The organism is Kaistella sp. PBT33-4, assembly GCF_029194425.1.
GTDB lineage: Bacteria > Bacteroidota > Bacteroidia > Flavobacteriales > Weeksellaceae > Marnyiella.
On the sequence record NZ_JARFYL010000006.1, the window covers coordinates 79,500 to 101,827 of the forward strand.

Annotated in this window: 17 protein-coding genes; 10 read left to right on the forward strand and 7 right to left on the reverse strand. The window is 38.8% G+C overall.

Annotation, left to right across the window (positions count from 1 at the left end):
- Window positions 1–252 precede the first annotated feature (252 nt).
- Window positions 253–1,359 (reverse strand): M23 family metallopeptidase, encoded by a 1,107-nt coding sequence (locus P0M11_RS12455; protein ID WP_275625971.1) that lies wholly within the window; start codon window positions 1,357–1,359, stop codon window positions 253–255.
- A 473-nt stretch (window positions 1,360–1,832) separates the two neighbouring features.
- Between P0M11_RS12455 and P0M11_RS12460 the strand changes: the two genes are divergently transcribed.
- From P0M11_RS12460 to P0M11_RS12495, 8 genes are all read left to right on the forward strand, one after another.
- Window positions 1,833–4,712 (forward strand): SNF2-related protein, encoded by a 2,880-nt coding sequence (locus P0M11_RS12460; protein ID WP_275625972.1) that lies wholly within the window; start codon window positions 1,833–1,835, stop codon window positions 4,710–4,712.
- Window positions 4,713–4,719: 7 nt separating this feature from the next.
- Entirely contained in the window at window positions 4,720–4,926 is a 207-nt protein-coding gene (locus P0M11_RS12465; protein ID WP_275625973.1) for a hypothetical protein, read from the forward strand.
- On the forward strand, window positions 4,880–7,234 hold the full coding sequence (locus P0M11_RS12470; RefSeq protein ID WP_275625974.1) for a hypothetical protein: 2,355 nt from the start codon (window positions 4,880–4,882) through the stop codon (window positions 7,232–7,234). Before P0M11_RS12465 ends, P0M11_RS12470 begins: the two co-directional genes overlap by 47 nt.
- Window positions 7,235–7,251: 17 nt before the next feature.
- On the forward strand, window positions 7,252–7,767 hold the full coding sequence (locus tag P0M11_RS12475) for a hypothetical protein (RefSeq protein ID WP_275625975.1): 516 nt from the start codon (window positions 7,252–7,254) through the stop codon (window positions 7,765–7,767).
- Entirely contained in the window at window positions 7,764–9,215 is a 1,452-nt protein-coding gene (locus P0M11_RS12480; RefSeq protein ID WP_275625976.1) for a site-specific DNA-methyltransferase, read from the forward strand. Before P0M11_RS12475 ends, P0M11_RS12480 begins: the two co-directional genes overlap by 4 nt.
- 139 nt (window positions 9,216–9,354) lie before the next feature.
- Entirely contained in the window at window positions 9,355–12,252 is a 2,898-nt protein-coding gene (locus P0M11_RS12485) for a DEAD/DEAH box helicase family protein (RefSeq protein ID WP_275625977.1), read from the forward strand.
- Window positions 12,253–12,285: 33 nt separating this feature from the next.
- Entirely contained in the window at window positions 12,286–12,801 is a 516-nt protein-coding gene (locus P0M11_RS12490; RefSeq protein ID WP_275625978.1) for a hypothetical protein, read from the forward strand.
- Between the two features lie 28 nt (window positions 12,802–12,829).
- Window positions 12,830–14,098 carry a hypothetical protein gene (locus tag P0M11_RS12495; protein ID WP_275625979.1) on the forward strand — a complete coding sequence of 423 codons (1,269 nt, stop codon included), beginning with the start codon at window positions 12,830–12,832 and terminating at the stop codon, window positions 14,096–14,098.
- A gap of 12 nt (window positions 14,099–14,110) precedes the next feature.
- On the opposite strand, the gene P0M11_RS12500 is transcribed toward P0M11_RS12495, so the two are convergent.
- Together P0M11_RS12500 and P0M11_RS12505 are read right to left on the reverse strand one after the other, a co-directional pair.
- The gene (locus P0M11_RS12500) at window positions 14,111–14,521 is read right to left on the reverse strand and encodes a helix-turn-helix transcriptional regulator (protein ID WP_275625980.1); all 411 of its coding nucleotides are present in this window, start codon (window positions 14,519–14,521) and stop codon (window positions 14,111–14,113) included.
- Window positions 14,488–14,676: a hypothetical protein gene (locus P0M11_RS12505; protein ID WP_275625981.1), complete on the reverse strand. Its 189-nt coding sequence runs from the start codon at window positions 14,674–14,676 to the stop codon at window positions 14,488–14,490. Before P0M11_RS12505 ends, P0M11_RS12500 begins: the two co-directional genes overlap by 34 nt.
- A 262-nt stretch (window positions 14,677–14,938) precedes the next feature.
- Here P0M11_RS12505 and P0M11_RS12510 point away from each other — a divergent pair, with 262 nt between their 5' ends.
- Entirely contained in the window at window positions 14,939–16,558 is a 1,620-nt protein-coding gene (locus P0M11_RS12510; RefSeq protein ID WP_275625982.1) for a hypothetical protein, read from the forward strand.
- 67 nt (window positions 16,559–16,625) lie between these two features.
- On the opposite strand, the gene P0M11_RS12515 is transcribed toward P0M11_RS12510, so the two are convergent.
- Window positions 16,626–17,279, reverse strand: a complete 654-nt coding sequence (locus P0M11_RS12515) for a hypothetical protein (protein ID WP_275625983.1) — start codon at window positions 17,277–17,279, stop codon at window positions 16,626–16,628.
- Between the two features lie 544 nt (window positions 17,280–17,823).
- Window positions 17,824–18,474: a hypothetical protein gene (locus P0M11_RS12520; protein ID WP_275625984.1), complete on the reverse strand. Its 651-nt coding sequence runs from the start codon at window positions 18,472–18,474 to the stop codon at window positions 17,824–17,826.
- A gap of 499 nt (window positions 18,475–18,973) precedes the next feature.
- Between P0M11_RS12520 and P0M11_RS12525 the strand changes: the two genes are divergently transcribed.
- Window positions 18,974–19,888 carry a WG repeat-containing protein gene (locus P0M11_RS12525; protein WP_275625985.1) on the forward strand — a complete coding sequence of 305 codons (915 nt, stop codon included), beginning with the start codon at window positions 18,974–18,976 and terminating at the stop codon, window positions 19,886–19,888.
- On the opposite strand, the gene P0M11_RS12530 is transcribed toward P0M11_RS12525, so the two are convergent.
- Window positions 19,885–20,115, reverse strand: a complete 231-nt coding sequence (locus tag P0M11_RS12530; protein WP_275625986.1) for a hypothetical protein — start codon at window positions 20,113–20,115, stop codon at window positions 19,885–19,887. The two genes, P0M11_RS12525 and P0M11_RS12530, sit on opposite strands and share 4 nt — an antisense overlap.
- 313 nt (window positions 20,116–20,428) lie before the next feature.
- Window positions 20,429–22,234, reverse strand: coding sequence for a translational GTPase TypA (gene typA, locus P0M11_RS12535; protein ID WP_158064463.1), 1,806 nt, complete (start codon window positions 22,232–22,234; stop codon window positions 20,429–20,431).
- Window positions 22,235–22,328: the final 94 nt, after the last annotated feature.

A 22,328-nucleotide genomic window follows, 5' to 3' on the forward strand; every position in this document is an offset into this window, starting at 1 on the left:
TTTCTCCCTGTTTAACTCCAATAGTCATCTTCTTTTAAAATACGAATACAGGCGCAACGAAAATTTGCCAATAAAGTAAAGCAAAAAGAGTCCGATGATGATTGTGAAGGACTGAATGAGGAATAAATCCCAGCTGAAATCATTAACCATACTCAAATGTTTTATGCTAAAGTAATAAATTTATTAAACAGGATGCCTGTAATCCCTTCCTGTGCATCAAAAACCGTTCTATCCTGCAAATATTCAGCGGAATCATCTGAATCCGGAAACAGTAACGAAACCTTCGCTGCGGTCCTTTAACCTGATATGGTACCATTTTCCGTTTCCGGCCAATACCTGCACGGCTGAGGTTTCCGAAGTAGTTTTAGCAATACCGTATTCTGTTCCCGGTCCAAGCCGGATATTGGTCCCGCCTTCCAAAGAATTTCCCGGAGGCATGGCGGCTTCACTTTTGGGCGGCACAGCTCTTTTCCGGATGAAGGGATACGGATCTACCGCTCCACCACTGCCGTAAATACCGAAATGCAGATGCGGCGCCCCGCCTTCTGCATTGCCGGTACTGCCCACGAGGCCGAGAGTGTCACCGGCTTTCACCTGCCTTCCGTCAGTTGCGATAATGCTGTCCAGATGAGCATAATAGTAAGAATAACCAAATATACCGTCGCGCTGCCAGACCTGCTTACCGCCCAGGCCTGAATTTCCGGTGCGGGTAATATAACCGTCGGTCACCGCCACAACAGGTGTACCGCGCGCAGCAAAGATATCGATTCCCTCATGTCTCCGTGCGCCGCTGTCGCGTGCGGCACCCCAAAAGCTTTGCGCATCTTTATTACCCTTCCCGGCCACCGGAAAACCCAGTGAAGGCTGTGTGTAAATACTCACCGTGAAATCACCCTGATGCATAATTTCAGGCTGAATAATTACCCTGTAAACCCCTGTTCGTTCTATAACCTTAGCAAACAGCCCGTTTTTCAGGAGCTCACTTTCCGAAGTTTTGTCGGAATTATCCAGACTGTACACATCAATAAAAAATTTAGTTGTGGGATTGTGACTGCTCACAGTTATCCTTAAATCATCGCCCTGAGTGAGCGGCAGTGAATATCCATAGGCGTACAGGTGATTAGCAGCTGGAAATGCTGTAAAGGTAAAACCGTCTGCGACTTCAAGGCTGTTTGCACCTGCCAGGGTGTATTCTCCTTTCCACTGCGTCATTAAACTGTCCGGGCCGGCAAACTGCCTTTCATACTTTGCACGCGCCGAGCTCTCAAAAAGCCTGCTCACCGACTCCTTCAGTCCTTCACAGGAGGTGACGGTCATCAGAATAATCAGCAGAAAAATTGCGGGTTTCAGTCTGTACATGCCGGCTTTAAAGCAAAAATTTAGCCGAAGGGCTGAGTAAAGGTGAAGTACGGAGCGGTCAGTTGTCCTGGGATGATTACCACAAAAGCTCACAGCAATGGTGAAATTATCAACATTCCTAAAGGACTGTTAGGTTGGGCAGATAACTTTTGCGAAGGTTTACAAAATATTATTAAGCCACAGAAAATTAGGAAATCTTTCTTAAATGGATAAATGAAGTTTTTGATGGCATAGCAAATAAATTTTCGAAGTACAAGATTAACTTTCAAAAAAAACATATTATTTAAGTGACCTTGCCTGAACACAACCTAGTGTCTACTATTTTGCGTTGAGGAACTTGTTTAAATACATTTTTTCAAAACTAAAAAATAAAAAAAATCTTTTGCCCAAATTCCCTTACTTACTACCTTTTTTACTTCGTTAATTTTCCTTAAATTTCACTTTCAAAAAACACAATATTTCGAAAAAAATTTATGAAATTAACACCCTACCACGCCAAATATTTCGCTTTTGAACTAACCAAGAAAAATTCTGCTGACAGCATGGAGAAATTGGCATCAACATTAGTGGATGCTCAAGTAGACCTTAATCCCCATCAGGTTGAAGCTGCGTTGTTTGCATTTAAATCCCCACTTTCCAAAGGGGCAATACTTGCTGATGAAGTGGGTTTAGGAAAAACCATAGAGGCAGGTCTTGTAATATCTCAAAAATGGGCAGAGAGAAAAAGAAAGATTTTGATAATTGCACCTTCGAATTTGCGGAAACAATGGTCGCAGGAGCTTCAGGATAAATTTTTTATTCCATCTGTAATCCTTGAAGCAAAGTCTTTTAATGAACAGATCAAAAAAGGTAATCTAAATCCTTTTATTCAGCCTAATGTGATGATTTGTTCATATCAGTTTGCCAGATCTAAAGATGCATATATCAGGGCTGTTAACTGGGATTTGGCTGTAATTGACGAAGCTCATCGCTTGCGCAACGTTTATAAACCTAGTAATAAAATTGCAAAGGCAATAAAAAACGCTTTAGAGCACAGTCCTAAAATTCTGCTGACTGCAACGCCTTTACAAAATTCCCTGCAAGAACTTTACGGATTGGTGAGTATAATTGACGACTATTCTTTCGGTGATCTAAAAAGCTTTAGAAACCAATACAGTAGAGCCGGATCTACAGCTGATGATACTGTCTTTGATGAACTTAAAGAAAGATTGAAACCAATATGTAAAAGAACACTTCGGCGTCAGGTTACAAACTACATTAAATACACAAATCGAATTGCGCTTGTTGAAGAGTTTTATCCTTCTGACGATGAGCAGCGCCTTTATGATTTGGTAACTGATTATTTGCAGGAAGAAAATCTTTATGCATTGCCTTCCGGACAACGAAAATTAATGACCTTGATTCTTAGAAGGCTTTTGGCATCTTCTACCTATGCTATTTCCTCAACATTAGAAGGACTTGCAAAAAAACTGGAAAATACTTTATCTCACTCTGGCACGCAGAATTCCGATAATGAAATTGCTGAAAATTTTGAAACTTTTGATGAACTTAAGGATGAATGGGATGACAATGATGATATAGATAGCAAGTCAAATAATGATTTGTCAGCTGACGACATTGCAAATATTAAGAGAGAAATAGCATCACTAAAAGAATTTGAACGCTTAGCGAAATCAATTAGAATAAATTCTAAAGGGGAGAAACTTTTTACCGCTTTGGAACGCGGTTTCTCAGAAATGAAAAGGCTGGATGCTCCGCAAAAAGCAATAATTTTTACTGAGAGTACGCGTACCCAGGAATACCTTCGTAATATTCTGGAAGCTCGTGGTTACGCCAATAAGGTAGTATTATTTAATGGGAATAATACAGATGAGAAATCCAAAGAAATTTACAAGGATTGGATCGAAAAGCATAAGAACACAGATATTTTAACTGGTTCACGGTCTGCAGACATGAGGGCGGCATTAGTAGATAATTTTAAAAATGAATCTACCATAATGATTGCAACAGAAGCAGCTGCGGAAGGTATAAACTTGCAGTTTTGCTCAATGCTTATCAATTTCGATATGCCTTGGAATCCCCAAAGAATAGAACAAAGAATCGGCAGATGCCACAGATACGGTCAGAAGTATGACGTGGTGGTTGTAAACTTTTTGAATAAAGCAAATGCTGCTGATGTTCGCGTTTATGATTTGCTCGAAGAAAAATTCAAACTTTTTGACGGCGTATTCGGCGCTAGTGATGAAGTGCTTGGGAGTATAGAAAACGGTGTCGATTTTGAGAAAAGAATTGCAGAGATTTATCAGAATTGTAGAACAAATGATGAGATAAATAATGCTTTCGACAAACTGAAAGATGAATATAAAGATGACATTGCAGATGAATTCAAAAGGACGCGTCATAATTTATTAGAAAACTTCGATGAAGAGGTTCACGAAAAGTTACGGATCAATCTCAAAGAAAGTAAAGAATATCTTTCTAAATATGAAGCGTTACTATGGAATATCACAAAATTCTATTTGAAAGATAATGCAGAATATGCCACTGACGAACATTCTTTTAAACTTTTACACAATCCTTTTGGTGATTTAGTAATTTATCCTGGGCCTTATAAAATAGGCAAAAACACAAAGGATGCTAATATTTATCGAATAGGCCATCCTTTAGCGCAGCAGATCATCGAATCCTGTAAGAATCTTGAAATGGCTTTTTCCGAGGTATACTTTGATCTTACTAATAATCCAACCATGATTTCGGCACTGAATGATTACAAAAACCTTTCAGGTTATTTATTATGCAGAAGTTTTTCGGTCACTTCTTTTGAAACTGAAGAGTATTTACAAATGTGTGCGGTTACAGACGATGGTGAAGTTATGGAAAATGACGTTGCAGAAAGATTGTTCTCGCTTAGCGCAGAAGTACGGGGAGAAAGTACGGCATCTCAAACCGAAATTATTTCTTCCATGCAAAATATTCTTGCCCAGAATAAAAGCACTTTGTTAGAGTTGATTAGTACCAGAAATATGGAATATTTTCAGGTAGAATTGGACAAACTTGATAATTGGGGTGAAGACAAACGGAGTTCTCTCAAATTCACCTTGAAAGACTTGGATATGCAAATAAAAGAAATAAAGAAAGCTGCGAAGTCTGCGCCAAATCTTCCAGAGAAATTAAAATTAGAGCGAGAACGAAGAAAATTAGATTCTGAGAGGGATTCCGCTTGGCGGGACTTCGATCAAGCGGCTAAAGAAATCGAAAAAAGTAAAGATAACCTAATTGAAGACATCGAGAAAAAACTTGAGCAGGAAGTAATTCAAAACGATTTGTTTTTAATAAGATGGCACTTAAAATAAAACTGATATGAATAATAACAATGAAAGACTCGCTGCTATTATTGCAGAAAAATTAAAAGAAAAAGGACTCATAAAATCTGATGATACTTCAGTAGAATCGGAATTGGCAAAGGGTAAACTGAAAGAAACAGCGTGGAAAATCGCATTAGAAGAAGTCCTTAATTCGAATGGAGAAGAAGCTAACGAAACAACTGAAGAAAATGCGACTGAATAATTTAGCATTAGATGCTTTCAGAGGAGCTACAGTTCCTGTAACGATTCATTTCAATCCAGAAAAGAAAATCACTATGATTTTCGCTGAAAATGGAAATGGTAAATCTACTATTTCCGATGCTTTATCTTGTTTACTAACAGATGAAGTGGGTTCTATTGGTGATAAATCTGAAACTGACTTTAAATACTTAAAATCAGTTGGTAAGGATCCTGCAAAAATAACACTCAATACAAGTTCTGGTGCATTTTCAGCAACTATTTCTGGAAATGGTCGAAACATTTCAAAAAACCCTTCAACTGGTTTACCGCTTCTTAAAACTTTAAGACGCAAACAAATTATAAATCTTATTGAAGCCAAGGCTGCTGAAAGATATAAAGAATTGAAAAACTTTATTGACGTGGATGAAGTTTTCAAATGCGAATCAGAACTTAGGAAAACAAAACTTTCAGCGGAGAGAGAACTCGCAACCACAGTAAGAGTAATTTCCAGCGCAAGTGAAACACTGCAAAAAGCTTGGGATGATGAAGGACAACCTGAATCTGATTTTATGACCTGGGCTGAACAGCAATCAGCGAAAGATGTTTCAAATCTTGAACGGGAAGCGCAAAAATATCAAACTTTACAAGCACAGTGGGATGGAATTTCTGCAAGAAACTCTTCTTATACATTGGCTAAAAATAATTGGCAGGAATCGCAGCAGATTTATGATACAAAGGTGTCAGAATTAGAAGACGTTGAAAACCAAAATCCTGACAGTGAAGTCTCTTTATTGGACTTACTGGAAAAGGCAAAATCCTATATCGAATCAAAACCAGAAGTTGATCAGTGTCCGGTTTGCTCAAATGATATGCAGAGAGAAGACGTCGTATCTTCTTTGTCTTCGCGAATTACAGCAATGAATGCGCTCAAGGTGGCTAACGAAGCAGTGACAACGGCTAAACGAACATTAGATGCGAAAAACACTGCCTTAAATAGTGAAAGTACTGCCCTGAATCGGTTATTACTAGCATACAAGGATGCAATTGTAAATTTCACCGATGAAGAACCCGCCATAACAACGTTCGTGGAAAACATTTCAGAAGACTCCACAAGTAATTTGCTGCTGTTCGAAAATGAAAAACTGCATTTGGATAATCTGGCGTCGTTAATTATTCGTAATTACGATAGTAAAACAACTGCGTTAAAACAGCACAACCTAATTAAGTCGCAGTTTAATGCAATCAAAGAAAATGAAGCGAAAGCTGAAAAACTTCAAAGTTTGCTTACTGCAGCAGCAGAAGCTTTAGAAATTGTCGAATCAAGCAGAAAAGAATTTATTGAAAACGAATTGAATGAAATTTCTGGCGAAGTAGATCGAATGTATAATCTGATTCACCCGAACGAAGAAATTGGAGCTGTTACGCTTTCCTTGAAGGACAACGCATTAAGCTCATTGGTTTTAGAAGGTAAATTTCATACAGAAGAAGGCATTCCGCCACAGTCCGTTTATAGCGAATCTCATTTGGACACTTTAGGTATTTGTATTTTTTTAGCATTGGCGAAGAAATATGGAAACAGGGATACCATTTTAGTTTTAGACGATGTAGTAATGTCCGTTGATGAAAAGCATTTGGACCGTTTTATTGAATTACTGCATTCCGAAGCTGATTCTTTCGGCCAAATCATTATGACGACACATTACCGTCCTTGGCGAGACCGCTACAGAAATAACCGCGCACCTAACGGAAATGTTCATTTTCTTGAACTTCGCAACTGGTCTTTAGAAAATGGAATTCGCGTTTATAACGGCAAACTGGCTTTGCAGGAATTGAAAGCTTATGTGGATAATGAAGAAGATTTCAACCGGGAAAACATTGCTTCGGCTTCCGGAAGAATGTTGGAGAATATTCTGGATTTCCTTTCCTTAAAATTTCGTTGTAAAATGCCGAGAAATCCAAAAAATGAATATACGCTTGCCGATTTGCTTAATGGTTTTTCTACAACAATATTGCCTTTGCTAAAAGTAGAACATTTTTCGCAAGCTGAGAACAATACCTTTTCGGTTCTAAACAAAACAGTTCTTTTAAGAGATAAAATTACTGAACTGAAGCAGTTGAATGCGGTTAGAAATCAAGTGGGAGCTCATTACAATTTTGACGGCGCTTTGGTAAGCGATGATGATGTTCTTGAATTTGGTAGAAAAACTATAGAATTTGCAGAGCTTCTTATTTGTCCCGAAAATGGCAATCTTCCAACTGATGGCGGTTCCGGTTCTTACTGGAAAACAAAAAAAGGAACAATAAAACTGTATCCATACGCAACACCTTAATTTTTCAAAAATTTAAAATGTCAGAAATCCAAAAACAGGAACTTACTTCCTTAAACATAAAAGAGCAGCAGCTCGAAAACTTAAAGCAGATCTTTCCTGAAGTTTTTACTGAAGGTCTTAATGTGGATTGGGAAAAACTCAAGCTCACTCTTGGCGAAAATGTAGAAGTCGGTAAAGAACGCTACGGAATGAACTGGCCCGGAAAAGCCGACTGCTTCAAAACCATACAGCAGCCAAGCCGGGCAACATTGGTTCCCGCCCGTGAAGAAAGCATTGATTTCGATACTACCGAAAATCTTTTTATTGAAGGTGATAATCTGGAAGTCTTAAAACTATTGCAGAAATCTTATTTGGGCAAAATCAAAATTATCTATATTGATCCCCCTTATAATACAGGTAGTGATTTTGTATATCCTGATAATTATTCTGAAAATTTAGAAACATACTTAGATTATACGGGCCAAATAAGCGACGATGGGAAAAATACCAAGCTAATTCAGAGACAGACGGCCGCTACCATAGTAAGTGGATGAACATGATGTATCCACGGCTTTTTTTAGCAAGAAACCTTCTAAAAAATGACGGTGTGATTTTTATTAGCATTGATAATCACGAATTTGACAATCTTAAAAAGATTTGTGATGAAATTTTTGGTCCGGAAAATTTTATTAATTGTATTACAAATGTTAATAACCCCAAAGGCCGTTCAGACGACAAACATATTGCAACTGCTCACGAGTATTTATTAGTATACAAGAAAATTGAAATCTCTTTTGCTGGTTGGAAACCAGATGAAAAAGTTTTACGGAGATATAATAAAAAGGATGATAAAGGTGAAATTTATAGAGAAATAGACTTAAGAAAGACGGGTGATAACGACCGTCGTGTGGATCGTCCAAATCTATTTTACTATTTTTTGTATAATGATATAACTGGGCATTTTTATCCGACATATGATAAGGAAATTCCCGAAGGATATGTTCAAATTCTACCACTTAAAGAGAATGGAGAAGAAGGAAATTGGAGATGGAGTCTATCTACTGCGGAAAGGGATATAAAACTGCTTTTACCTAAACTTATGCCAACAAGAAAAATTTGGTCTGTTTTTGTAAAAGATTTCTTAACAGATGATAAAAAAGTGAAGCCTACAAGCGCATGGACAGATAAGGTTTTCAACAGTGAAAGAGGTTCAGAACAGTTTATTGAGCTTGGCTTCAAGAAAGAGGTTTTTCCAAAACCAAAACCAATTGGCCTTATTAAGAAGATATTAGAATTTACAGTTAAACAGGAAGAAAATGATGCAATTATCTTAGACTTCTTTGCGGGTTCCGGTTCAACTGCCCACGCCGTATTAGAATTTAACAAAGAAACTGATAGTAAGGTAAAATTCATAAGCGTACAATTACCTGAAAAGACTGAAGAAAAGGATGATGCATTTAAAGAGGGCTTCGCGAATATTGCGGAAATCAGCAAAGAAAGGATTAGGCGATCACTCGCGAAAATTATTGATGACAGTGAAAAGTCAAATGAACTTTTCGTAAAAAATATTTCCGCTCTTGACCTGGGATTCAAAGTATTTAAACTTCAACCCTCCAATTTCAAAATATGGGATTCTACACTTGAGAAAAAACCCGAAGCAATACAGGCAAAACTCTTCGACCATATCGACCACATTCCCAACGAAGAAAATCAGGAAGCCATTCTCTACGAACTCTTGCTTAAATCTGGTTTTGAACTCACCACACCCATCGAAACCACGGATATTGCAGGCAAAAAAGTCTTTAGCATTGCTGATGGCCTTTTGCTCATTTGTCTCGAAAAAAACATGACCTTAGAGTGTCTGAAAGCTATGGCAGAAATGCAGCCAACCCGCGTCATTTGTCTCGATGAAGCTTTTGAAGGCGAAAATGCAGATGCATTGAAAACAAACGCCGTACAGATCATGAAGTCTAAAGGCGTGCTCAATTTTAGAACGGTATAAATAGAATTAATAGTAGAATAACCATTACAAAACCATGATACTTTCTGGTAAAACCTTGATACTTAGGTTTCAAACCATGATAGTTCCAATCATAAACATGATAGTTATTTTTTTAAACCTTGATAGTGATTAGTAAATAATGAAGATAAAATTTGACAGTAACCAGGATTATCAGCTAGAAGCCATTCAAAGTTTTGTAGAGCTCTTCGATGGTCAACCTTTAGAAAAAGGCGATTTTTCCATTGAATTAAATAAAGAAATACATGCAGGCCAGACAAGCTTATTCCAATCCGAATTAGGTCTTGGAAATAATTTGCTAATAGATGATGAAACAATTTTGAAAAATCTTCATGCAATCCAGGAACGTAATGATATAGACGAAACTTCAAAAAATGAATTCATCAGCAATGGTCGTAATTTTTCTACGGAAATGGAAACTGGTACAGGCAAAACCTATGTCTACCTACGTACTGTTTTCGAACTTTCTGAGAAATATGGCTTCAAGAAATTTATTATTGTAGTTCCAAGTGTCGCTATTCGCGAAGGGGCTTTAAAGAATCTTGAAATAACGTCAGAGCACTTCAAGGCACTTTATAATAATCTGGAGTTCGAGTACTTTGTGTATGACAGCAAAAAGACAAACAGAATCCGGCAGTTTGCTTCCAGCAATCAATTGCAGATAATGATTATCAACATTGATGCGTTCAACAAAGAAACCAATATTTTCAATACGGAAAGAAACCAGCTGAGTGGTTATAGTCCTCGCGAATTCATCAGTTCGGTAAATCCAATTCTTATCATTGATGAACCGCAAAGTGTAGACAACACCGAAAAGGCCAAAGAAGCGATAAAATCGCTGAACCCTATGTGTGTGTTCAGATTTTCCGCAACACACAACAACCCTTACAATTTAGTGTACAAATTAGACCCTATTAAAGCTTTCGAAAAGAAATTGGTAAAGCAGATTGTGGTAGCATCTGTTGTAGGCGACAATGATAATAATGATGCTTATGTCAAATTGTTAGCGGTTGATAATTCGAAAGGGATCAAAGCGAAACTGAAAATCCACATGAAAACAGCCGATGGTATAAAGGCAAAGGATATTTGGATTAAACAGTCCGCAGATTTATTTACGGTTTCAGACGAACGCGAAGTATATCGAAATGGTTTTGAAGTATTGGATATCAATTGTGAACCTGGGAACGAGTTTATAGATTTTACTTCCGGTAGATTGTATCTCGGCGATGAACGTGGGGGTATAAAAGATGAATTAGTTGAAATTCAAATCAGAAATACCATTAAAAAACACCTGGATAAAGAACTCCAGCTTCAATCTAAGGGTATAAAAGTCTTAAGCCTTTTCTTTGTAGACAAAGTAGCAAATTATCGGCAATATGATGCAGAAGGTAAACAGGTTAAGGGCCCATTTGCATTGTGGTTTGAAAAGCATTACAATGAGTTGATACAACTCCCCCAATATCAGAAATTGAATACATTTTCCGTAGGTGATATACATGACGGTTATTTTTCGACTGACAAGAAAGGTGTTTTTAAAGATACCAATGGTTCCACGCAGGCAGATGATGATACTTATGCTAAAATTATGCGAAATAAAGAACAGCTTTTATCATTGGATGAACCGTTAAAATACATTTTCTCACACTCAGCATTGCGGGAAGGCTGGGACAATCCAAATGTTTTTCAAATATGCGTTCTTCGTGAAGTTGGTGGCATTAAAGAGCGAAGGCAAACTCTTGGCCGTGGTCTGCGACTTCCCGTAAACCAGCAGGGAGAAAGAATTCACGATGAGAACATAAATAAGCTGACAGTTATAGCAAGAGAAACTTACGCTGAATTCGCTTCGGGATTACAAAGTGAATACGAGAAGGAATGTGGAATTGTTTTTGGCAGGATTCCAAAATTGGCATTCTCCAAAATGATTACAGTGGAAAATAATGAAGAAGTGTTATTTGGCAAAAACAAAAGTCAAAAAATATGGGACTCGCTTTATAATAGTGGTTTTATTGATAAAGATGGCAGAATCCAAAACACCTTTCAACCTGAAAATGAAAATTTCACATTAGCTCTACCTGATGATCTGAAAGACCAAGAAAGTAATATTATTACAGTGTTACAGTCGTATCAAATTGAAAGACATATCAAGAAAGACAAAGAACCTAAAAAGCTAAAACTTAATAAACAGATTTATCTGCATCCTGATTTTGAAAAATTATGGGATAAGATAAAATTTAAAACCACTTATAAGGTAGATTATTCAAGTGAAGAGTTGATTATAAATTCTGTGAAAGCTATTAATGGGATGGATAAAATTCAACCAGTGAAAGTTTCATATCGTGAAGATGTGATAGGAATAGAGAGAAAAGGGATTACTACGACAAACACTAGGAACAATGAAATTAAACTTGAATATAATGGTTTGTTGCCAGATATTGTAGCTTATATTCAGAAGGAAACTGAACTTACAAGGGCATCAATTGTGAGAATCCTGACTTCAATAGATCGTTTGGAAGAGTTTACCGTTAATCCTCAAAAATTTATGGACCAGGTTACTGCTTTAATAAAAGTAGAACTTCATAAACTAATGATTGATGGGATTAAATACGAAAAATTAACAGTCGGCGAAACGGAATGGGTGATGGAACTTTTCAAAGAGGAAGAACTAAAGCAGTTTTTTGAGGATTCTTTGCCAGTTCAACACTCAGTTTATGACCAAATTATTTATGATAGCGACACGGAAAGAAAATTTGCGGAAGCTTTAGATAAAAGGGAAGATATTAAACTATTTGTCAAGCTCCCTGGCTTTTTCAAAATCGAAACTCCAATCGGCACTTATAATCCGGATTGGGCTATTGTAAAGCATGATGACGAGACCCTATACTTGATGAGAGAGACTAAAAGCACTAAGAATTACGAAAAACTACGAAATTCCGAAGCCGAGAAAATAAGATGCGGTAGAAAACATTTCGAAGCATTAAATGTAAATTTTGATGTGGTAACAGCTTCAGTGGAAGTATAAGAATCTTAAGTAATATTTTTCTTCAGTAAAACAATGAGAATAGATGAAACATTAAGATCAAAAATTATTGAAATGCAAATTTCGAAAGGTTATCCGGATGGCTTTCAGTATGATTGTAGAAAACATCTTAGAACTGGAAATGAGACGTTGGATTGCATTGTATTATTCCAGTCGCATTATTTTGTTACCGGAGAATCTAAAAACCTTATTCCAATGGTTTACAGAGATATCGCCGGATTACTAAGTAAAGATATCTCTACAATTGCAAGAGCAGTTGAAGATCGGACGTATAGGATGAATGGAAGCACTCACTATTATAAACATTTGTTCAAAGAAGGGGTACTGAAAGACAAAAATGGAAGAGAAATTGCGCAGGCTGAATTTTTTGACGCTATTTCTGAAATTATTGAGAATGAAAATAAAAGAAAACCTTATGCTGATGAGTTGATAAGATCACTCCTTTTGGACAAAGGATATAATATCGCTCGCAGAACAGTTTGCAAGTACAGGAATGATTTTTTAGGAATTCCCGAATCAAGATTGAGATAAATTTCCTCTAGATTATAATAATTCTAAAATGCATCCATCCAATTTAAAATATTCGGAGTATTTTACAGACCTGACACTAGGTCTGTTGGAATCATTTTATCCTTTTACTAATGAGGAATTAGTCAAGTATCAAACTGTTTTGGATTTTCGGGAAAGTCGCTTAATCAAAAACTCACAAATTCCTTGGAATGCAGATTTAATTGATAGTGTAAAAGACAGCATTGATTTTTCCACTTTATATCGTGCTAAGGATTTAGTCATTGACTATAAATTTTTAAAAAGATTCGAAAATTATTTTTATTTTTCTGCCCTGCCTTATTTTAAGAATCTAATTTACTCCGAAGATATTATAAAGGATTTCCATTCAAAACTTGATTGGACAACTTTTTTAATTAATCGCGATGGCTTTAACACCATTGAAAATATTCGAAAAAATAAAGATTACCTTAATTGGGATAAGTTATCAGGTTCATTAAAATATTCCATAGATAAAGCTTTTTTGGATGAATTTGCTGATTATATTAATTGGGAAAAGTTGTCTCACAACTCCAATCTAAAATTGGATATGGAACTTCTTGAAAAATATCAGGGAAAATTTAATTTTAGAAACCTCTCTTCGAATCCTGCTGCTGCTCAAATAATTCTTAAATATCCTAAATCCTCGCGATGGCATTGGTATTCTGTACTAAAAAATGAAGGTATAGAAATCAATGATGAAAATTTAGATATCCTTATAAGATACCATGCGAAAGAAATTCAATCGATACCGTTATTAATAAATAAACCTATGGAAATTACTAAACGGGTTGCAAGAAGCAATGTAATTTCTAATTTGATTAAATTCAGACGGACAGGCACTGATTACCTTTATAGCGATAGATTCAAAGAAAATTACATTTGGCATTTTATTTCAGAAACTAATGCAGAGATGCCTGAAGGTTTTGTCTTGGATAACCTTTCAAAATTTAAAACTTTCGGTTACGGATTCTTAAATAAAAACGGGAAATATTTTAGTCCGGAATTTATTCATAAAAACATTGAAAAATTTGACCTGAAGCAATCTCATTTTTATAAATTGAACATCACTTTGGAAATTGTTCGGGAGAATATTGAAAAAATTGATTTCCTGTGGCTATCATCAAACGAATCGATAGAATGGAATCCAGATTTTATATACAATATGCGAGATCAATTAAACTTTTATCGGTTGTGTGAAAACAGAAAAGTTTACGATAATCTACTGGGCAATTGGTCTACCTTAGACGTACATTCTTTTTTGGATAATTATGATCAGTAGTGACTATAATTATTAGCGACTTCCTACAATCCTTTCCAGCCTTGCCATCATCTCATCTTTCTCCTTCAACATCCTTTCGTACAGCGCGATCTTTTCTTCATGAAGTTGGATAAGTTTCTCTATTGGATTGACATTAAATGTGGCGGAATTACCTGTATTTAAGAAAGCACCGTTGTCAAACGTATTCGAAATAATATTGACCGCCTGCTCCTCATCAAAATTCTGAAAAGCCTCCACGGGAATTTTCAGTACTTCTGATATTTTCTTCAGTAACGGATCTTCGATGACATCCTTTTGTTCCAGCAAAGAGATTTTCTTTTGGTTCCAATCCTCACCCAGGTCAAAGGCCAGTGCCTCCTGCTTGATGCCCAGCATTTCTCTGAAGCGTTTTACGTTGCGTCCCTGATGTATTTTCTGTTCCATGGTAGTTGTTTATAAGCAGCTATAAAGATAAGGTTATTACCTTTAAAGTCTAAATACAAATTTAAAAATGATCCGGGAATTATACTCCTCTGAGCATATTTTATCCAGTTTTCGGCTAGATTATCCTGCTGAACTTCTTTTGCTTCGTACTTCATTAAAAACTGAGTTATGAAAAAGAAAAAAAATAAGCCTGGACTCTAACTTTTAGGGACCCGCCGGTCTGCCAGCCGCTTTCGACCACTCCTTTTGCAGATCCCATCCCCGCTTTTATCGAAATTTACAGGATAGTCGTTGCTCCGTTCCGATTAATCTCACCATCGAATTACGAATCTTTGCGCGCCAGGGGATATTTTATTCCGCCACTAACTTGAATACCTGCACGCTCCGTCACAAATTTGTTTACTCATCTTAAAACAAATGATGATGGAAAAATCAGCTCACTCAAATTTTGCAGGACTCCATGATGAAGTTCTGATTAACCGGTTAAAGCAGGCGGCACGCGACGGTTCTTTATTAGCAGTTTACCGGGTTCCTCATGGTATACCGGGCAGCGAACGCCTGCTTTTAATTACAGAGACAGAAGCCGCCACCGACGCACTGCGCGCTGCCAAATGGGTGCTGAAGACGGGCGACCAGATGCCTGTTAGCATCAGCAGCCTCCACCGTGCTGAACGGTTTTTTGAAGTTGGAAATCCTTTTGTATACTGTTATTACCGACCGTCGTTCCTTGTTTGGTGTAAGGAGGGGTTCGCGGGGCTCTTCCGCAATTACGCCGGCGGCAAACCTTTCAAAAAGAAGTTCACTTCCTTTAAGGAATGCTATTATCACGACCACGATATCCTTCTCTCGGAAGCTGGGCGGTTTTATAGCCTCAATTCCCCCATCAGTACCTATCTGACCTATATTACCATCTTTGAGCATGACCTGCGGTATCTGGAACAGCTTTATGCGGGTGATTTCTTTCCGGATGAAAGCCTGCACAGGAGGATCACCAACCTGATTCCTTATATACCGGAGCTGCAGAAACTCTTTGTTCGCCAGAACGGAACCAACTACTATCTGATCAACAAGCTGGAGGACGCCATAGAAGCAGCGCATAATGACGAAAGCTACATCAACACTGCCCTATATGAGTCCATTAAAAAGGTAGAGCGCCAACTGTCTCACCTGGTAGCTGCCCGGTTTAAAGAACTCAAATCTGCCATTGGCAAACAACCCGGACCGACAGACGTGATTTGCGCAGCCCCTGAAGAACAGCCGGACGATCCGCAGCTTATCACTGTGAGAGATATCCTGATAAAAATGGCGGCACCCGAAGAAGTCTTTCTTTTTCACAAAGCGGAAACCTTTCAGATAAACGCGCACGTTCCCACCACCGTTTATTATCTTTTTGTCATAGGGCAGAGCGTCGGAAATACAAACATTCAGAGTATACAGCAGGCCGTGGCGGCACGTACTCAGAATAAAGTTTCTGTGATTATTCTGGCGCACCGCCGCATCACCGTTCAGGAAAACCTTTGTTTCCATCAGCAGTTTATACAGCAGATCATGTCGCCTGCCAACAGAATTTTTTCCTCATCGGACATGCATCCTGCACTGCACTGGGAAGTTTCTTATGAACCTACATATGGTGATCTGAGCCTGTATCACAGGGGAGTTAAAGAACACCTGGAACAGTACTTTAACCTGCGGTCGCATATGCGGGGTGATAACAGTGAAGGCCTGTTTACCCTCTTTTCACAGGGCTATCTGCGGTTGCTTCGGCTCATTATCTACAGTTCATTATGTGCCTACCTGCCCAAATGGACCTCCGCCTGGGATACGTGGCAACTCTGTCTTTTTGCAGTCCCCTCTCTGAAGGAGCTGGAGTATCTTTACGGCAGGATTGGCCGGGCCTTCCACAAACATATTGACTCCCATTTGCGGTACAATGACCTGGTGGGCAGGCTAAGACCGGATGAACTTACGGTGATGGATGAGATTCTGACCTGCCTTTCGGATAAGCTGGACAGCATCATTAAAGTAAAAAAACCTTGAATAAGACTGAAACTGCTGCGGCTGTTGTCTTCTGTTTTGAAGCTGAAAGTGAGAACCTTAAGCCGGACTAACGGCTGATTAACTCAATGAAGTCCTCTGTTAAAAAGGAGTTCTTTTTAAGTTTTTCAATAATGGCAGGTTCATTATTAGATAATTCAAGTATCTTCCCGGTATCTACAATTGGAACAATCATTCTGTGAGCCATATTACCTTTTAGTGGGTACGGATTCTTTTTATCAACTAAAAGTATTTTATAAGAATTACCTTTAGTATCCTTCCATGTACTTTTGGGTTTTATATTTAATGCCGCGCCAAGTAAACCTCCGCCATACGGATTATTATATCCGATTGCTTTGCTCTCTTTCGTTTCATCCAGCAATACGACCATATATCTGTCATTGATGAAGTCGAATTTAGCAAAAACATTGTTCCTGTAAATAACACCTGCGTTCATCATATTAAAATATAGATTTTTGCCGTCTGATAATGCCCAGGCAGATGCTGCAGCTTTTGCTTTCTTATTATTCTCAATGTATCTGTAATCTGAAAAATGTATGTATTGATCACTGATTTCTTTTATTTCCCCGGCAATGCCTGGCTGCATTGCATTACCGGTTAAATAATCCTCATAAAAAGCATAAAACTGAAACTCTTTATTATTGCTTTGTGCAGGGAAAACCTGAACTGTACAGATGAATAGTAACGCAAATAAATGCTTCATAATTTTTTTTTATTGAGTCCCTGCTTATGATTTCAGTCTGCAGGGGGTATTATTATAAGTCTTTGTAAATATAAGATATGTCCTACGCTTAAGTTCGTTTTTGGCCCGCAGTTTCAATTTCCTTCATAAGTTTTTCTGTATTTTTATTTGTTTCGTCCCATGGATACAATTGAACTGTTTTTATCAGGGTCACAGATGCTGTTTATTAAAATTCTGTTTTTGTAAAAGAGGATTGTTATTTGCTCCCCACAGCAGCAATCGTCTGCCTTAATCAAAAGCAAATATATACAAAATCCACTTTGGTCATAATTTGGGATTGGTTCGGACTAATATTTTGTATATGTAAGAATAGGATCCAAAAGCAAATTTCACTGAAAGCGTTTCATTGACCGCACGTGCCTTTCCGGACGATCTGCCTGTCGACTTTTACATTTTAAAGAAATTGCCGGTGCAGCCTAAACGGGAGGGACATAGGTTTGCCGGAATTATGTTTTTATTTCTTTATCTGTAAGCTGTTATTTTCTTTATAAATAACTGCTCTTAATTAATATGATTCTGAGATTACAACCCCCTGCAAAAAAGCATCGCCGGAAATCATAACAAGATCCGTAAATCCTTTTCTGCTTCTGAACTGTCTTTTAACAATTACTTCGCGCACTGCAATCCCGTCCGGATACGAATGAGAATGCTTTCTGAAAATACCTTTGTTAAAATTGATCTGAACTTCCAGCATTTCGGTGGGCCTGGGACTTACCTCCGAAACCTCAACCCTCAGTTGCGTACCTTTTCGCGTTGCCCTAAGGATTTTTGGGAATGCAGCGTATTTTTTATGGAAATGAAAACCGGCCAACAGCGCCTGTCCATCTTCAGTATCCAGTCCGCCGGCTGCCGTCCTTTCACCCGGCGCCCATGGGTCAAAACTGCGCAGCTGCAGTATCAGCCTGTTTACCCGCTGGTACAGATACCGGTCATTGAGTTTCAGAAGCTCTTCCGCCAGAGCCTGCCTCAGGACCTTTCCTGCGGCTGAAGCCCTGCCGAACTCAGTATTGTAAAGAACCCTTTCTTCTTCCCCTTGGGTCTTCGGACCTTTCCTTTTTCCCGCGGCTTTCCTTACTACCTGCTTGCCGTTTAGCAAATAATATACATAACCGCCCACCTTTCCGCTAATAGTAAACAGGGTATGAAACTTTCCCATAGCTAAGACGTATTAATACAAACAGCATAAATTTACAGAAAGTATTGACTTGAATGCCAAATATGTACTACATTTATTCCTGCTGCAGATTTTAATGGACCGATATATTCTCTCCTTAGGAAATTTGCCTGTTTTTACCCATTAATACCTCTCCAGCCCCTTTCCCTAAAGACTTCCCACACCTTGCACCGTAGTTGCAGTATACATACCCGCCGGCTACTTCACGGATAACCCGTATCCTCCCCGGGGTAAATACCATGCCCTCCTTCCATCTATACCTTACTTGCCGCCGAACAACTTCCAAATGATGCACTACAACTAATTTCTTAAATCTTCTGTGCACGACTTATTTTGGCTGTGTATCAGATTAAATTTGCCGTTATAACGCAAACTACGGTGACTATGCATATATGCGCCGAATATTTGCACGTGTATCTAAAAAAATTCAAAGGCCGGCAGATATATTTGTCCTTTCAGAAGTTCCTCTAAAAATTTAATAATGAAAAAACTCAACCCCTGGCAGGCAAACGACCTTGCCGACGATTACGAAGAAAGAGGTTTCCACCCCACCAACTGGGAAGAAGTGACTGATTTCGATGAAGAAGGTTACGGATGGGTGGTAACAGCGGATGGTATGGGTTTTGTGAACCGGGACGGCTTTTTGGTTATCCCCGACGAATATGACTGTATCTATTACCCGCATTTTCAGAATGGAGTATGCAGAGTGCGAAAAAACGGCAAATATGGACTCATCGACAGGAACAATAACGCTGTGATCCCAATTATTAATGATGGCCTCTGTGGAAATCTTCTTGAGGAGAACCCTACTTTTGCGGCCTCTCTGAATGGAAAATGCGGAATAATGGATTTGAACCAAAACCTTTTGATTCCTTTTCAGTATGAGGCGATTACAGGTTTCAACGGTCAATATATAACAGTTCGCCTCAATGGAAAGTATGGCGCAATTAATTATCAGCAGGAAACCGTCATTGATTTTACCTGGGCACATTTGGAAATTATCGAGGAAAATTTTGCAGCGGGGAAAACAGTCGATGTCTTTTTCGACAAGAACAAATTAGCGGAAACCGATGTTTATTATTCGGAGTATTATAAACATTTTACTGAAGAATTTCAGAAGATCGTATTCGGAGTTATCGACATTAATCAAAAGGTGATCTATCCATTTGTCTCCGATTCGGTCATACGCGAATTTAATCCGGCTACTGGGTGTGCTAAAATTTCCCTCAATTATTGGGAACATGAAAATAGCGATTCAGAAGAACTTTGCTTTGTCGCAGATTCAGAAGGAAAAAAAATTCCTTTCGTGCCGACCGTAGAAGGGGAAGAAACAATTCATTCCTTTCACAAAAAATGCCATGAACTGATTTGGGGCGAAGGAACATGGCCTTATTAAATCTGCATCCAGTAAGCACCCGAATCCACAGATCTGAATCTGCCTTTAGTCGTGGTCGCGAAAATAGTTTCACCCCTCCTGAAAATATCCAGAAACTCACCAACTTCATCTGAACCGGGAAACCTTATTTGCCAGGAAATTCCGGCATTATCGGATATGATGATCAGAGAAGGATTCATCTTTGAAATTCTGATGAGTCTGATTCCCATCGAAACAATTTGTGGCATAAGGTCTTATTCTTAAATTCAATTAAACAAAAGTATTTTTTGATAAAGACAGAAGAGGTCGTTGATTCAGATCTTATTAGAATTATGAATCACTACATTCAGCTGTGCGAAGTGTCCTCACTTCGTGCTGACTACAAATAATGACTTACAACTATGCTACTTCGCATCAGGAAAACCCCTGAGCCACTTAATTAAACTTATTGGCTCATCATGTGTATCCTGGAGATCAACATCGATCCCTCTGCGCCGGATTTAGCCGGCAGCAACAAAAATGCCCCGGTAAACCGGGGCAAATATTACTTATAAGGAGGAATTATGCTTTCGCGTTTCTTTCAATTCTCTTTCTTTCTTCTTCGGAAAGGACTTTCTTACGCATACGGATGAAGTTTGGAGTTACCTCAATGGCCTCATCAGCCTGGATGTATTCCATACACTCTTCCAGTGAGAAAAGGGTTTTTGGAGCGATGTTTCCGTCCTTGTCCTTTCCTGATGCACGCATATTGTTCAGCTGCTTGGCTTCCACAATGTTTACCACCAGGTCACCCGGCTTGTTCTGCTCACCCACGATCATACCTGCGTAGATTTCCTCACCCGGATCAACAAAGAATTTACCTCTGTCCTGAAGTTTTGCGATGGAATATTCGGTAGCCGGCCCCTGAGATTTGCTTACCAATACGCCTACCAATCTGCCCGGTATAGTACCTTTGTAAGGCTTGTACTCCGTGAAACGGTGCGCCATAATGGCTTCACCGGCTGTAGCCGTAAGCATCTGAGATCTCAGACCGATCAGTCCTCTGGAAGGAATCTCGATCTCCAGGTGCTGCATCTCACCTTTGGTTTCCATAATATGAAGGTCACCTTTTCTTTGCGTGGCAAGGTCAATGACACGTGATGCGTACTCCTCAGGTACGTCAACTACTAAAGATTCATAAGGCTCACATTTTACACCGTCAATCTCCTTCAGGATCACCTGGGGCTGACCGATGGTCATTTCATAACCTTCCCTTCTCATCGTCTCGATAAGGACTGAAAGGTGCAGGATACCGCGGCCGAACACAAGGAAGGTGTTGGCATCTTCAGTTAACTCCACACGCAGGGCCAGGTTTTTCTCCAGCTCCTTCATCAGCCTTTCTTTAAGGTGATTGGAGGTTACATACTTCCCGTCTTTTCCGAAAAAAGGCGAGTTGTTGATGGAGAAGGTCATATTAAGTGTAGGCTCATCAATCGCCGTACGCGGCATCGGATCCGGATTTTCCAGGTCCACGAAGGAATCACCGATCTGGAATTTGTCAAAACCAACAATGGCACAGATATCACCCGCTTTTACTTCCTGAACTTTCTTCTTGCCCAGACCTTCAAAAACGTATAATTCCTTTACTTTTCCTTTAATGATATTACCGTCTTCCTGTGCAAGACCGATCCACTCGGATTCCTTTACAGAACCCTGAGTAATCTTACCGATGGCAATTCTGCCAAGAAATGAAGAGAAGTCAAGGGAAGTGATCTGCATTCTGAGCGGACCTTCTTTGGCTTCCGGTGCAGGAACATATTGAAGGATACCGTCCAGAAGCGGGAAAATATTGTCGGTTGGCTCCAGGGAAGTATTGAACCAGCCCTGCTTGGACGATCCGTAAAAAGTTGGGAAGTCAAGCTGCTCCTCTGTTGCGTCCAGGTTAAAGAACAGGTCGAACACCTGGTCATGAACTTCATCCGGGCGGCAGTTCGGTTTATCTACTTTGTTAATTACCACTACGGGTCTAAGACCCAGTTCCAGTGCTTTCTGCAATACGAAACGCGTCTGTGGCATGGGTCCTTCAAAGGCATCTACTAAAAGCAAAACACCGTCGGCCATTTTCAGAACCCGCTCCACTTCACCACCAAAGTCGGCGTGACCGGGAGTATCAATTACGTTAATCTTGGTATCTTTATAAGATACCGATATGTTTTTGGATAAAATGGTAATACCACGCTCTCTTTCAAGATCGTTATTATCCATGATTAAATCGCCGGATTCCTGATTTTCTCTGAAAATGCTGGTTGCGTGAATAATTTTGTCAACCAAAGTGGTCTTACCGTGGTCAACGTGCGCAATGATTGCGATATTTCTAATGTTTTGCATAAATATTTTTTGACGGTGCAAAAGTAGTTTTTTTATTTGAGAGTAGAAACAATATATTTAAAAGATTTATCCACCGTTAATGTATTGATAATGA